15 protein-coding genes and 1 pseudogene are annotated in these 12,771 nt (G+C 68.9%); 11 read left to right on the top strand and 5 right to left on the bottom strand.

The genetic code is table 11. From position 1 onward, the window contains the following. The first annotated feature begins 1 nt into the window (after position 1). The 4 genes from FXO23_RS04245 to FXO23_RS04230 all read left to right on the top strand — a co-directional run bounded on the left by FXO23_RS04245 (position 2) and on the right by FXO23_RS04230 (position 4,290). Positions 2 to 1,003: a proline racemase family protein gene (locus FXO23_RS04245; RefSeq protein ID WP_158880983.1), complete on the top strand. Its 1,002-nt coding sequence runs from the start codon at positions 2 to 4 to the stop codon at positions 1,001 to 1,003. Beyond that, positions 1,000 to 2,343: an aldehyde dehydrogenase family protein gene (locus tag FXO23_RS04240; protein ID WP_158880981.1), complete on the top strand. Its 1,344-nt coding sequence runs from the start codon at positions 1,000 to 1,002 to the stop codon at positions 2,341 to 2,343. The genes FXO23_RS04245 and FXO23_RS04240 overlap by 4 nt, the downstream gene beginning before the upstream one ends. A 70-nt stretch (positions 2,344 to 2,413) precedes the next feature. Next, positions 2,414 to 3,841: an amino acid permease gene (locus FXO23_RS04235; protein ID WP_158880979.1), complete on the top strand. Its 1,428-nt coding sequence runs from the start codon at positions 2,414 to 2,416 to the stop codon at positions 3,839 to 3,841. A 119-nt stretch (positions 3,842 to 3,960) separates the two neighbouring features. After that, the gene (locus FXO23_RS04230) at positions 3,961 to 4,290 is read left to right on the top strand and encodes an SH3 domain-containing protein (RefSeq protein ID WP_158880977.1); all 330 of its coding nucleotides are present in this window, start codon (positions 3,961 to 3,963) and stop codon (positions 4,288 to 4,290) included. 141 nt (positions 4,291 to 4,431) lie between these two features. Here the strand turns inward: FXO23_RS04230 and FXO23_RS04225 are convergent. Beyond that, positions 4,432 to 5,041, bottom strand: a pseudogene (locus tag FXO23_RS04225) (MBL fold metallo-hydrolase). A 53-nt stretch (positions 5,042 to 5,094) separates the two neighbouring features. Between FXO23_RS04225 and FXO23_RS04220 the strand changes: the two are divergent. Then, positions 5,095 to 5,913: an exodeoxyribonuclease III gene (locus FXO23_RS04220; RefSeq protein ID WP_158881574.1), complete on the top strand. Its 819-nt coding sequence runs from the start codon at positions 5,095 to 5,097 to the stop codon at positions 5,911 to 5,913. 10 nt (positions 5,914 to 5,923) lie between these two features. Here FXO23_RS04220 and FXO23_RS04215 read toward each other — a convergent pair whose 3' ends face one another. Beyond that, complete coding sequence (locus FXO23_RS04215) at positions 5,924 to 6,508, bottom strand: dihydrofolate reductase family protein (protein WP_158880975.1); 585 nt, start codon at positions 6,506 to 6,508, stop codon at positions 5,924 to 5,926. 81 nt (positions 6,509 to 6,589) lie between these two features. Here FXO23_RS04215 and FXO23_RS04210 point away from each other — a divergent pair, with 81 nt between their 5' ends. Both FXO23_RS04210 and FXO23_RS04205 read left to right on the top strand, forming a co-directional pair. Continuing rightward, a complete protein-coding gene (locus FXO23_RS04210) occupies positions 6,590 to 7,165 on the top strand; it encodes a TetR/AcrR family transcriptional regulator (protein ID WP_158880973.1) in 576 nt (191 codons plus the stop codon). A gap of 175 nt (positions 7,166 to 7,340) precedes the next feature. Then, the gene (locus FXO23_RS04205) at positions 7,341 to 7,688 is read left to right on the top strand and encodes a hypothetical protein (protein WP_158880971.1); all 348 of its coding nucleotides are present in this window, start codon (positions 7,341 to 7,343) and stop codon (positions 7,686 to 7,688) included. A gap of 450 nt (positions 7,689 to 8,138) precedes the next feature. Here the strand turns inward: FXO23_RS04205 and FXO23_RS04200 are convergent, their stop codons facing one another. Continuing rightward, entirely contained in the window at positions 8,139 to 8,882 is a 744-nt protein-coding gene (locus FXO23_RS04200) for a S1 family peptidase (RefSeq protein WP_158880969.1), read from the bottom strand. Positions 8,883 to 9,070: 188 nt separating this feature from the next. Here FXO23_RS04200 and trpS point away from each other — a divergent pair, with 188 nt between their 5' ends. Continuing rightward, the gene (gene trpS / locus FXO23_RS04195; RefSeq protein WP_158880967.1) at positions 9,071 to 10,099 is read left to right on the top strand and encodes a tryptophan--tRNA ligase; all 1,029 of its coding nucleotides are present in this window, start codon (positions 9,071 to 9,073) and stop codon (positions 10,097 to 10,099) included. Between the two features lies 1 nt (position 10,100). Here the strand turns inward: trpS and FXO23_RS04190 are convergent, their stop codons facing one another. Together FXO23_RS04190 and FXO23_RS04185 are read right to left on the bottom strand one after the other, a co-directional pair. Beyond that, on the bottom strand, positions 10,101 to 10,310 hold the full coding sequence (locus FXO23_RS04190; RefSeq protein WP_158880965.1) for a hypothetical protein: 210 nt from the start codon (positions 10,308 to 10,310) through the stop codon (positions 10,101 to 10,103). Then, the gene (locus FXO23_RS04185; RefSeq protein ID WP_158880963.1) at positions 10,282 to 10,470 is read right to left on the bottom strand and encodes a hypothetical protein; all 189 of its coding nucleotides are present in this window, start codon (positions 10,468 to 10,470) and stop codon (positions 10,282 to 10,284) included. The genes FXO23_RS04190 and FXO23_RS04185 overlap by 29 nt, the downstream gene beginning before the upstream one ends. A gap of 152 nt (positions 10,471 to 10,622) precedes the next feature. Here FXO23_RS04185 and FXO23_RS04180 point away from each other — a divergent pair, with 152 nt between their 5' ends. From FXO23_RS04180 to yhjD, 3 genes are read left to right on the top strand one after another with little or no spacing between them, the layout of a single operon-like run. Beyond that, complete coding sequence (locus tag FXO23_RS04180; protein ID WP_158880961.1) at positions 10,623 to 11,513, top strand: helix-turn-helix domain-containing protein; 891 nt, start codon at positions 10,623 to 10,625, stop codon at positions 11,511 to 11,513. Then, on the top strand, positions 11,488 to 11,667 hold the full coding sequence (locus tag FXO23_RS04175; RefSeq protein ID WP_158880959.1) for a DUF397 domain-containing protein: 180 nt from the start codon (positions 11,488 to 11,490) through the stop codon (positions 11,665 to 11,667). The genes FXO23_RS04180 and FXO23_RS04175 overlap by 26 nt, the downstream gene beginning before the upstream one ends. A gap of 55 nt (positions 11,668 to 11,722) precedes the next feature. After that, entirely contained in the window at positions 11,723 to 12,727 is a 1,005-nt protein-coding gene (yhjD, locus tag FXO23_RS04170) for an inner membrane protein YhjD (protein WP_158880957.1), read from the top strand. Positions 12,728 to 12,771 lie beyond the last annotated feature (44 nt).

The following is a 12,771-nucleotide window of genomic DNA, read 5'->3' as shown; positions in this document are numbered from 1 at the left end:
TATGCGCGCGACCCGGTACTTCAGCGCCATCGACTCGCACACCGAGGGCAATCCGACCCGGGTGATCACCGGCGGGATCGGCGCGATCCCCGGCGCCACCATGGCCGAGAAGCGCCTGCACTTCATCGAGCACCTCGACCACCTGCGCGAGCTGCTGATGAACGAACCGCGCGGTCATTCCGCGATGAGCGGCGCGATCCTGCAGCCGCCGACCCGCGCGGACGCCGACTGGGGAGTGGTCTACATCGAGGTGTCCGGCTGCCTGCCGATGTGCGGGCACGGCACCATCGGGCTGGCCACGGTCCTGGTGGAGACCGGGATGGTCGAGGTGACCGAGCCGGTGACCCGGGTTCGGCTCGACGCCCCGGCCGGGCTCGTCGTGGCCGAGGTCGCGGTCCGCGACGGCCGCGCCGAATCGGTGACCGTCCAGAACGTGCCCGCGTTCTCCGTGGAACGGGACGCGGTGGTGGCCGTGCCCGGGATCGGCGAGGTCCGCTACGACCTGGCCTACGGCGGCAACTTCTACGCCATCCTGCCGATCGCGGACCTGGGCATCCCGTTCGACCGGGCGGAGAAGGACCGCATGATGTCCGCCGGACTGTCCATTATGGATGCCATCAACGAGCAGCGCAGACCGCGGCATCCGGTGGATCCGGGTATCTCCGGCTGCAAGCACGTCCAGCTCGTCGCGCCCGGGCGGAACGGCAGCGACTCCCGCAACGCGATGGTGATCCATCCCGGCTGGTTCGACCGATCGCCGTGCGGCACCGGCACCAGCGCGCGAATGGCCCAGCTGCACGCGCGCGGGGAACTGGCGCTGGACCAGGACTTCGTGAACGAATCCCTGCTGGGCACCAGGTTCACCGGCCGGTTGATCGAACGGACCACGGTCGGCGAGGTGCCCGCGGTGGTACCCACGATCACCGGCAGCGCCTGGATCACCGGAATGGGGCAGTACCTGCTCGATCCGGCCGATCCGTTCCCGCGGGGGTTCGTACTGTGAGCCGCGTTCTCTCCGCGTCCCCGCAGCGCCCGGCCGACATCGTGCTCGACGTGCCCGCCACTCCGGCGAGCGAGGTGATCGCCGCGGTCGGGAAAGCCCGTGCCGCGCAACGGGAATGGGCCGCCGCCCCGGCCGCGGACCGGGCCGCCGCGCTCACCGCGACGGCCGATTCCGTGGCCGCGCGGGCCCGGGAACTGGCCGAACTCGTCGTCCGCGAGGTGGGCAAGCCGATCGATGAGGCGACCGGTGAGGTGGCCCGGACCGTCGCCATCCTGCGGTACTACGCGCAGCAGTGCTTCGATCCGCTCGGCGAGACCTATCCCGGCGCCGGTGGGCTCAACTTCACCGTGCGCCGCCCGCGCGGGGTGGCCGGGCTGATCACGCCGTGGAACTTCCCGCTGGCCATCCCGGTGTGGAAGGCCGCGCCAGCACTGGCCTACGGCAACGCGGCGGTGGTCAAACCGTCGCCGGACGCGACCGCGTGCGCGCTGCGCCTGGCCGAGCTGTTCGCCGCGCACGTCCCGGACGGGGTGTGCACCGTGCTGCCCGGGCTCGGCGAGGCGGGCGAGGCGCTGACCGGCGCGGCCGATCTGGTGTCGTTCACCGGTTCGGTCGTGGTGGGCCGCCGCGTCGCGGTCGCCGCGGCGGCACGCGGAATCCCGGCGCAGTGCGAGATGGGCGGGCTGTCGGCGTCGATCGTGCTGCCGGACGCGGACGTTTCCCGGGCGGCGGCGCAGATCGCGTACGCGGCCATGGGGTACGCCGGGCAGAAGTGCACCGCCACCAAACGGATCCTGGTGGTGGGCGACGCCGGACCGTTCACCGAGGCGTTGCGTGAACGGCTCGGCGCCCTGGTGGTCGGCGACCCGGCGCGCGAAGGGGTCGCGGTGGGGCCGGTGATCAGCGAAGCGGCCCGGCGGCGGGTGCTGGCCGCGGCCTCCGGCGAAACCGTGCTGACCGGCGCGGCGGGGCCGGGCGAGGGCTGGTACGTCCCGCCGACGATCGTCACCGGGCTGGACGCGGACGCACGGCTCAACCGCGAGGAGGTCTTCGGGCCGATCTGCACGCTCACCTCGGTGTCCGATGTGGACACAGCGCTCGCGGTGGCCGACGGCACCAGGTACGGATTGGTCACCGCGCTGTACGACAACGATCTGGACGCCGTCATGTCCGTTGTGGACAGATGCGCGTCGGGCATGGTGAAGGTGAACGCGCCGACCAGCGGGGTCGACTTCCACCTGCCCTTCGGCGGGGAGAAGGACTCCGGTTACGGCGGCCGGGAACAGGGCAAGGCGGCCGTGGGCTTCTACACCTCGCCGCGCACGGTCCAGCTCGGCTGAGAGCCACGCGCGAACCGGCGGGCGCGGTGCCCGCCGGGCGGACGAACACGCCCTGGAGAAGGGAAAGAGGATGGCAACGACGCTGTTCTCCGGTAACGGAGTCTTCCGGCGCAAGCCGATCGACGACATCGAGGAACCCCCGGCCGGGCTGAAACGGGTGCTGGGCACCTGGCAGCTCACCGCGCTCAGCCTGGGTGGCCTGGTCGGCGCCGGGGTGTTCTCGCTGTCCGGGGTGGTGGCCAACCAGCTCGCCGGGCCCGGGGTGATCATCTCGTTCCTGATCGCGGTGCTGGCCAGCGCCGCGGCCGCGCTGTGCTACGCCGAATTCACGAGTCTCATTCCGAAGGCCGGATCGGCCTACACGTACGCGTATGCGGTGCTGGGCGAGCTGGTCGGCTGGCTGATCGGCTGGGATCTGCTGCTGGAGTACACGGCGATCGTCGCGGTGGTGGCGATCGGCGTGTCCGGGTATCTGTCCTATTTGGTCGAACAGATCGGCGTCGAGCTGCCGTCGTGGATGCTGGGCGCGCCGGGAACCGGTTCCGGGCACCGGATCGACCTGTTCGCGGTGGTGCTGTGCCTGCTGCTGGCGTGGTTGCTGAACCGGGGCGCCAAGTCCTCGGCGCGGGTGGAGACCGCGCTGGTGGTGATGAAGGTCGCGCTGGTGCTCGTGGTGGTGGCCGCCGGGGCGTTCCACCTCAAGGCGGGCAACTACTCGCCGTTCCTGCCCTACGGGCTCGGCGGCGCGGTGACCGGTGCGGCGACGGCGTTCTTCGCGGTGTACGGCTACGACGCGATGAGCGCGGCGGCCGAGGAGACCGCCGACGCCCGCAAGGCGATGCCGCGCGCGATCATCCTGTCGCTCGGCATCGCCACGGTGATCTACGTGCTGGTGTGCGTGGTGCTGCTGGGCATGCAGAACTACCGCGACATCGACGTGGCCAGCCCGTTCTCCAGCGCGCTCGCCGCGGTCGGGTTGCCGTCGCTGGCGATCGTGGTCGCGATCGGCGCGGTGCTGGGCATCATGACGTCGATGTTCGCGAACATGCTCGCGGTGACCCGGGTGTGGTTCGCGATGAGCCGGGACGGGTTGCTGCCGAAGTGGTTCGCGCGCACGCATCCGGTGCGGAAGGTGCCGCACCGGGTCACCTGGATCGTCGGTGTGCTGTCCGCGGTCATCGCGGGCCTGCTGCCGATCCGGGAGGCGGCGGAACTGACCAACATCGGCATCCTGGCCGCGTTCATGGTGGTTTCGATCGCGGTGGTGGTGCTGCGGCGCCGGGCGCCGGAACTGCCGCGAGGATTCCGCTGCCCGTGGGTGCCGGTGATTCCGGTGGTGGGCGTGGCGTTTTCCCTGTGGCTGGTGAGCGAACTCACCTGGGTCACGTGGTCCCGGTTCGGTGCCTGGTTGGTAATCGGGCTACTGGTCTACGCCGGTTACGGCTTCCGGCGTTCGGCGTTGAACCGAAGGGCTGAACCGGGTGATTTGTCACCGTGAGTGAGTGTTACAGCACACATTGGCGCCAGCGGGTGGTTCGTGCAGTTGGTCCTTGTCGGTGGGACCCACTGTATGTCTACCCTTGCTAAGGACACATTTCAGCATCACCAGGAGCGGTCGTGATCCTAGGGATTCCGAAACGGGTGGTCATCGTGCTCGCCGTGTTGATCGGCGTGCTGGTGGTCTACTTAATGGGTTCCGCGAAGCGGCCGTCCGAGGGCGCCCCCGGCGGCGGCGCGGCACCGGGCGGGTGCCGGGTCACCGTCACCGCGGACGTGTTGAACGTGCGGGAAGCCCCGGCCGCCACCGCGAAACTAGCCGGAAAGTACCAGCAGAACGCGCAGGTGGACGCCCAACCGGTGGTTGAGAACGGGTTCCGCAAACTCGCCGAGAACAAGTGGGCGGCTTCGGAATTCCTCAAGCCGGTCGACGGTGCCCCCTGCGGCTGAAAACCACGAAGTCAACCGACCGAACGCGCCCTCGCCCGGGGTGCCCGGAAACTTGCAGCGAGGGACCTTTACTACGGCTCAACTGTAGTAAAGGTCCCTCGCTCCTGTTCAACCGGAGCAAAGGTCCCTTGCGAAAAAACCTCAGATCGGGACGACCAGCCCCTCGGTGGCGGCGAGCACCTCACCCGGAAACACCTCGCGTGCCTCGGCGACCGAAACCGACCGGTCACTCCCCGGCCAGAAATGGCTCAACAGCAGGCGTTTCGCGCCCGCCCGAGCCGCCCACCCCGCGGCTTCCCCGGCCGTCATCACATACCGTGGCCGCGTTTGCGGTGCAGGCCCCTGAAGGGTGGCGTCGGTGACGAAGAGATCCACGTCCCGGCCGAGTTCCGCCAGCACCGGCGACGGCCCGCTGTCGCCCGTGTAGGCGACCGTCAGGCCGGGCCTGCCGAGCCGCACCCCGGAGTTCGGCACGTAATGCGGCAGTTCGAACGTCTCCACCGCGAAGGGACCGATCCGCAGCGGCCCGGCGAGGTCGGCGATCTCGAAGATCGTGCGCGGATCCGGCCGGGGTTCCAGGGCTGCCAGGACGCGCGGCACTCCCGGCGGGCAGTGCTCCAGCAACCGCGACGCGGTCCCGTACCCGAGGTCGAGCACGATCCGGAACCCGTTGGGCGACAGCGGGAAACCGCTGCAGGCACGGCCGGGTTCGGGCCAGGCGCCGCATGCCCAGCACGGCGAGTTCGCTCATCGCGCCAGTCTGGCAGCCCGTCCCGGCCAGGATTGTCGGTGCCGCCGGGTAGCCTGCGATTCGTGCTGACGGTCTCCACGGTGAATGTCAACGGCCTGCGTGCCGCCGCCAAGAAGGGCTTCGTCGAATGGCTCGCCGCCACCGACGCGAGCCTGGTCGCCTGCCAGGAGGTGCGCGCCGAACCGGCCGAACTGCCAGCCGCGGTACGCGAGCCGGACGGCTGGCACGGCCTGCACGCCCCCGCGGCGGACAAGGGGCGCGCCGGCGTGTCGATCTACAGCCGGTTCGAGCCGGAAGAGGTGCGCGTCGGGTTCGGCGAGCCCGAGTTCGAGGACAGCGGCCGCTACCTCGAGGCGCACCTGCCCGGCCTGGTGCTGGCGAGCCTCTACCTGCCCAGCGGCGACGTCGGCACCCCGCGCCAGGACGAGAAGGAACGTTTCATGGCCGCGTTCCTGCCGTACCTGATCGAACTGCGCGCCAAGGCGGAGGCGTCCGGCAGCGAGGTGCTCGTCGTCGGTGACTGGAACATCGCGCACGCCGAGATCGACCTGAAGAACTGGAAGGGAAACCGGAAGAACTCCGGATTCCTGCCCGAGGAGCGGGCATGGCTCGGCCGGGTGTTCGACGAGGCGGGCTACGTCGATCTGCAGCGCCGCCTCGACCCGGACGGGCCCGGCCCGTACACCTGGTGGTCCTACCGGGGGCAGGCGTTCGACAACGACAGCGGCTGGCGGATCGACCTTGTCTGCGCGTCGCCCGGCATCGCGGAGAAATGCACCTCCGTGGTGGTGGAACGCGCGGCCAGTTACGACCAGCGGTGGTCCGACCACGCCCCGGTGACCGCCACGTTCGACTGGGATGTCCCCGCCTGACGGGGGGCGCTCACAGCCGCACGTAGGTCAGGTGCACGACCCCGCTGTCGAACACCTGGTGCTCGGCCAGGGTGAACCGTTCGGGCCGGAATTCCCCGTCGAACAAGGGAATTCCCGCCCCGGCGACGACCGGGTGCAGTTTGACCACCAGTTCGTCGATCTCCGGGCGCAGCGCGTTCGCCAGTTTCGCCCCGCCGCACAGCCAGATCCGCATCCCGTCCTCGCGCTTGAGTTCGCGGACCTTCGCCAGCGGATCCGTCGACACCAACTCCACGCCGGGGTCGGGACTGGCCGTCATGCTGCGCGAGAACACGTAGTGCCGCAGGTGCGGATACGCGTTGGTGACCCCTTCCCGCAGGCCCATCTCGTACGAGACCCGGCCCTCGAGCACGGTGTCGAAATGCTTGTTCGGCGCGTCGATCCCGAGTGCCTGCCGCGCCTGCGCCGGGATGATGTCCGGGTAGTCGGAGAAGAGAGCCTGCATGTGGCCGCCCTCGAGGACGAAGAACCCGTCCGGACCCGCGGGGTTGGCGCCGCTCGGGTCGGCGATGAAGCCGTCGATCGTCGACGCGACCAAATAGGTGAGTTTTCGCATCCGAGTACTTCCCTTCTCTTCAAACCACTCCAAGCATAGTACTATGGGCGGAGTGGTCAAGCTCGATTTTCGGGAGGTGTGATGCGGAGCAATCCGGCGCGACGGACTGCTCTGGTCGACGCGGCCATCGAGGTGCTGGCGCGGGAAGGGGCGCGCGGGCTGACCTTCCGGGCGGTCGACACCGAAGCCGGGGTGCCCAAGGGCACCGCGTCGAACTACTTCGCCAGCCGCGACGACCTGCTGCACCAGGTCGGCCTGCACATCCACGTCCGGCTCGCGCCCGATCAGGCCGAGCTCGCCACCACCATGCGGGCCGAGCCGTCCCGCGAGCTGGTCACCGAGCTGATGCGGGAGCTGCTGGCGCGGATCCTGGCCGACCGCACCGGTTACCTGGCGCTCCTGGAACTCCGCTTGGAGGCGACCCGGCGGCCCGAACTGCACGCGACGCTGACCAAAACGCTCAGCGAGAACCTGGCCGAGAACATCCGCTTCCACCTGGATTCCGGGCTGCCCGGGGACCGGGACACGGTCCTGATGCTCTACCTGGCCATGAGCGGTCTGGTCGTGGAACAGCTCACCCTGCCCGAGGTGATGGCGCCGTTCCCGGTCGACGAAACGATCGCCACCCTGGTCGAGCGGGCCATCCCGCCCGGCTGACCTCGGCCGATGTCGCCTAGGACACACCCGGTGTAGCCGTTACTCGTACGGTCGCTAGTCTCTGCCCCCGAAGTTGATCGGAAACCACAGGGCTTGACACGCTCGGTAGCTTTTTCTCGATCGACCCGACAGGAATCCCACAATTGGGTGACAGCTCGTCGCGGGAGGCACTCCGGTGCGCAACCGAGAACATCTTCTGGTGCGGTTCGCCGCGCGTGCGTCCGCCGCGGCCGCAGTTCCGGCCGTGTTGATCGCGGGCGCGGGCGTCGCCTCCGCCGAGCCGCTGACGGTGGCGCAGGCCGAGCCGGACCCGGTCACCTTCGGCCTGCTCGGACCGGTCGGCCTGGTGGCGGTCGTTCTCGGCGTGCTGGGCATGGCCCTGGGAGCCCTCCGCCAGCGCCGCCGCGCGCAGGCCACTCAGCAGGCGCCCGAACCCGATGTCGCCTCGATCGTCGAACCGGCGCTCGCCGAGGAGCAGACCCGCCCCTCGGTGGAATCCGCCCGGCGCACCCCGGCCGCCTAGTACCGGAAATACGTAGCGCTACCTACTGGGCCACTTATTGTTTCCCTGCCACACCTTCGCCAGTCTCGATGCAGTCGAAGTCTTCCTGGCGTTGGGTGGTGACGCCCCGTGCGGGCACGACCGGACATGGCCTTTCCCCGTGCGCTTTCCCGCGCGATCGAAGCGAGCGGCCTCAGCCTGGACCGGGTTCGGTACCGGCTGGCGCAACGCGGCGTGCGGGTGAGCATCGCGACGCTGAGCTACTGGCGCAGTGGGCGCAGTCGGCCCGAGCGGCCGGATTCGCTGCGCGCGGTGCGGATTTTCGAGGAGATGTTCGGCCTGCCCACCGGTTCCCTCACCGGACTTCTCGGCCCGCCGCGGCCCCGCGGGCGCTGGCTCACGCGCCGCGGTGTGCCGCCTCCACCCCTCGGCGGGAGACGGCACACCGGATCCGACGCGCGAAGCGGGGACTCAGCTTCCCGTGTTCTGGGTGATCCAGCTCTGGAAGTACGGCACGTCGACGTAGATGGACGGACCGGTCGCGCAGGTGGAGCTGTTGTTCCCGGCGCGGCTGGTGGCGCCGATCAGCTGCCACACGCCGTTGACCTTCTTGACCTGCGGTCCACCCGAGTCGCCGTAGCAGGCGCCCGCGCGGCCACCGGGGTTGCTGGTGCAGATCTCACTGGCGGCGCGGATGCCCGAGCACCGGCTGTCGTCGAAGATCGAGGTGTCCAGTTCCTGCAGCTGGACCGGCGCGCCACAGCCGCCGGGCTGCGGACAGGTCTGGCCCCAGCCGATGATCCGGGTCGCGGTGCCGACCGCGCCGGACGACTGCGCGATCGTGGCCGGGGTCTGCTGGACTGAGGTGGCCAGGCGCAGCAGGGCCAGGTCGGCCGACGGGTGTGCGATCCGCTGGGACACCCGGGCGACCGTGCCGCCGCTGGTGCGGTTGGTGGTGCCGATGCGGACCTGGGCGGGCTGGCCGCAGTGCTTCGCGGTGACCACCCAGTTCGCCTTGATCAGGGTGCCGCCGCAGGAGTGGCTGCCGCTGCTGGACTGCAGGGACACCATCCACGAGTAGGTTTCGGTGGCGTTGTGGCCGCCGACGATGTTCGGCTGGACATCGGAAGCCGCCGCCATCGCGGGCACCGCGAGCCCGGACAGGGAGGTGGCCGCCGCGACGAACAGGCCGGCGAGCAGGGACCGTGCCTTCATGGAGTTTTCTCCTCACTGCCCCCTCGGCAGGGAACTGGGGGCAGGGAAAAACGCTAGGGATTCCGCAAACTCCGGCATCACCACCGGAAGTATGGGTCTTTTAACCGTTTAGTGCGTTCGCCGTAACGCTCCGGAGGCGTTCCGCCCCCGCACGATGCGTTCCCGGCGCCGCCTGGGAGAATTCCGGCGTGTCCGAAGCGCAAGACTCCACCGGCCGGCTCCGCGTGCTGTCCGGCATCCAGCCGACCGCAGACTCCTTCCACCTCGGCAACTACCTGGGTGCGCTACGCCAGTGGGTGCGGTTGCAGGAGACGCACGAGACCTTCTACAGCGTGGTCGACCTGCACGCCATCACGGTCGAGCAGGACCCCAAGGTGCTGCGGGAGCGGACCCGGCGGTCGGCGGCGCAACTGCTCGCGATCGGCGTGGATCCCGATCGCAGCACGCTGTTCGTGCAGAGCCAGGTGCCCGAACACGCCCAGCTGAGCTGGGTGCTGGAGTGCCTGACCGGGTTCGGCGAGGCCGGCCGGATGACCCAGTTCAAGGACAAGGCGGCCAAGCAGGGCACCGACCGCGCCAGCGTCGGGCTGTTCACCTACCCGGTGCTGCAGGCCGCGGACATCCTGCTCTACCAGGCGAACGCGGTGCCGGTGGGCGAGGACCAGCGCCAGCACCTGGAGCTGTCGCGCAACCTCGCGCAGCGCTTCAACAACCGCTTCGGCAAGGCGTTCACCGTGCCGGAACCGCACATCGTGAAGGACACGGCGAAGATCTACGACCTACAGGACCCGACCGCGAAGATGAGCAAGTCGGCGTCCACGGCGAACGGCCTGATCGAACTGCTCGAGGAGCCGAAGCGGTCGGCGAAGAAGATCCGGTCCGCGGTCACCGACACCGGCCGCGAGGTGGTGTACGACCCGGAGAACAAGGCGGGCGTCGCCAACCTGCTGACGATCTATTCGGCGCTGACCGAGCGGCCGATCCCCGAACTGGAAACGGCGTACGAGGGCAAGGGATACGGCGATCTGAAGAAGGATCTCGCCGAGGTGCTCGTCGACTTCGTGACCCCGTTCCAGGAACGCGTGAAGTCCTATGTGGACGATGCCGCCGAACTGGACAAGGTGCTCGCCCGCGGCGCGGAACGGGCTCGTGCGGTCGCCTCGGTGACCCTGGCCGACGTCTACGACAAGGTGGGCTTCCTCCCCGCGATGCGCTGACTCACCCCTCGTCCGCGCGCAGCAGGGCCAGCGCCTTCGCCGCCGCGGCGAGGAGTTTCTCCAGCCCGTCCTCGGTGATGACCAGGTTCAGTGAGGCGACGTTGGTGCCGATCTCGAACTGTGCCTCGTTGCCGATGACTTCGCAGCTGATCGGGCAGCGACCCTCGATCCGCGCCCAGGCGTCAACGGCGATTCCGTTGTAGGTGAACATTTTTGTGCCTCGCTTCGTCCGCGATCCCGCGGTAGCGGGCGCGCTGCCGTCGCCATTCGGCGATCCACTGAACCACCACGCCGATCACGAACGCGGCGACCACGACCGAGACGATCGCCGCCCCCGCGAGCGCACCGATGCCGATGACCACGTCGTCCATCTGCCTGCCCCTCGCAGCGGGCCGGTGAGGCCGCGGAGCTTCCGGGCCTGCCGCCGCCCCACCGACAAGGGTAAGGTAGCAGGTGCAGGATGCACCGTGCTCGAACCAATCGAGTGAACATACGAACTACTCCGAGTCGTTAGGGTTGCCACATGGCTGCGGAAAGAACGCGTCGCAAAGCGAAGTTCGGCAGGTTCATGCAGGCGTTGCGCAAGCAGGCGCCGGAGAAACTGCGGCCGGAGGATGTCGCGCCGAAGGTGCGGGTGGTGACCACGACGATCACCCGCATGGAAGGCGGTTACAGCCTGCCGAACTTCACCCTGATGCAGGCGCTGCTGGGCATCTACGGCGTGAGCGACGAGGAACGCGCCGACGCCGAACAGCTTTGGGAGCACGCGAAACAGGGCGCCACCACCGTGGAGAACGCGGCGGATCTACCGCCCAAATACCGAGCTTTCCGCCGCGACGAAGCCGACGCGATCACCGCGCGCACTCTCGCGCCGGTTGCCGTGCCAGGCCCGCTGCAAACGGCGGGATATGCGGAAGCGACTGCGGAAGCCGCGCGCAGGCACATTCATGCCGAAGGTTGGGAACGGCGTGCCGCGGACGAGCGAAGGAATCGTCAACGACTGCTGGAAGGCCCCAATGCTCTCAAACTGCACGCGATCATTGACGAGGCGGTGTTGCGACGGGTGGTCGGTGGCCCGGAGGTCATGGCTGAGCAGTTGCAGCATCTCCTGAGCGCGGCAGCTCGCCGCAACATCACGATCCAGGTCGTGCCGTTCAGCGTCGGCGCCTACGGGACCATGTCCGGGCAGGTGACAATCCTCGGTTTCGAGGATGAAGCCGATCCCGATCTTGCCTACCTCGACTACCCGGCCGGTGGCGAGACGGTGGAGAATCAGAGGGACGTACAGGCGTTCGCGGACACCTTCGAACACGTGAGCCGGAAGGTGGCCTTGTCCCCGAAGGAGTCCGTGAAGCTGATCCGGGCAGCACTGGACGGACTGAGGAACGATGACCGAAAGCAGGACCTGGCGTAAGAGCACGTACAGCTCGCCGCAGAACGACTGTGTTGAACTCGTCGTGGGCGAGCGCGAAACCGCCGTGCGGGACACCAAGGACCGGGAAGGCGGGCACCTGACCTTCTCCGCGTCGGCGTTCGCCGCATTTCTCGCGGAAGTCAGGGCGCGGTAACCCACACGCCACCGTTCGCGTTGCGGGGGCACCACCCCCTGGTTAGCGTTCTTTCGTGGCAGAGGAAAAAGAGAAGCTGATCCCGCGGCTGCGGCGCAAATACCCGTGGTTCGACCATCTGATCAGAGCGAACGACGCGTTCACCGAACGCTACGGCAACCACTACGCCGCCGCGATCACCTACTTCAGCGTGCTTTCGCTGTTCCCGCTGCTGATGGTCGGCTTCTCCGTCGCCTCGAGGGTGCTGGCCGGGAACCAGGCGGCGCTCGACCAGCTCAAGGACGGGATCACCAAGAACGCCCCGGCGGGGCTGGGTGACTTCCTCAACCAGATCGTGGAAACCGCGCTCCAGGCGGGCACCGGCACCGGGATCTTCGGTCTGGTGCTCGCCCTGTACTCCGGCATCGGCTGGATGACCAACCTGCGCGACGCGCTCACCGCGCAGTGGGGGCAGGAGAAGAAGGACCTCCCGCTCGTCCCGACCATGCTCAAGGACCTGCTCGCCCTCGCCGGGCTCGCCGTGGCGCTGGTGGTCTCGTTCGGCCTGTCCGCGGTCGGCGGCGGTGTCGGCAAGCTCCTGCTCGAACTCGTCGGCCTGGCGGACCAGGGCTGGGCGTTGCTCGTGCTGAAGGTCGCCACCACACTGCTTTCCCTGGGCGCCAGCGTGCTGGTGTTCCTCTGGGTGATCGCCCGCCTGCCGCGGGAACGGGTCGGCCTGCGCAGCGCGGTCAAGGGCGCGATCATGGCGGCGATCGGCTTCGAGGTGCTCAAGCAGGTCACCACGATCTACCTCGGTTTCGTGTCCACCTCGCCCAGCACGGTCCTGTTCGGCCCGATCCTCGGTCTCCTCTTCTTCGCCAACCTGGTGTCCCGCTTCCTCCTGTTCGTCACCGCGTGGACCGCGACCGCGCAGGAGAACCTCGTGCGCCGGATCGCGCCGCCGCCACCCGTGGTGATCCAGCCGAACGTCGAGGTCCGCCGCGGCGCGGGGCTCGGCGCGGCGGCGGGCGCGTTCGGCGTCGGCGCGATGCTGGGGTGGCTCGGGCGCCGCCGACGCTGAATTTGCTTCGCATTACGCATATGCTCACTGTGAAGTCCACATAC

The organism is Amycolatopsis anabasis, assembly GCF_009765355.1.
GTDB classification, from domain to species: domain Bacteria; phylum Actinomycetota; class Actinomycetes; order Mycobacteriales; family Pseudonocardiaceae; genus Amycolatopsis; species Amycolatopsis anabasis.
This window is presented reverse-complemented; position numbering and strand designations above follow the sequence as displayed.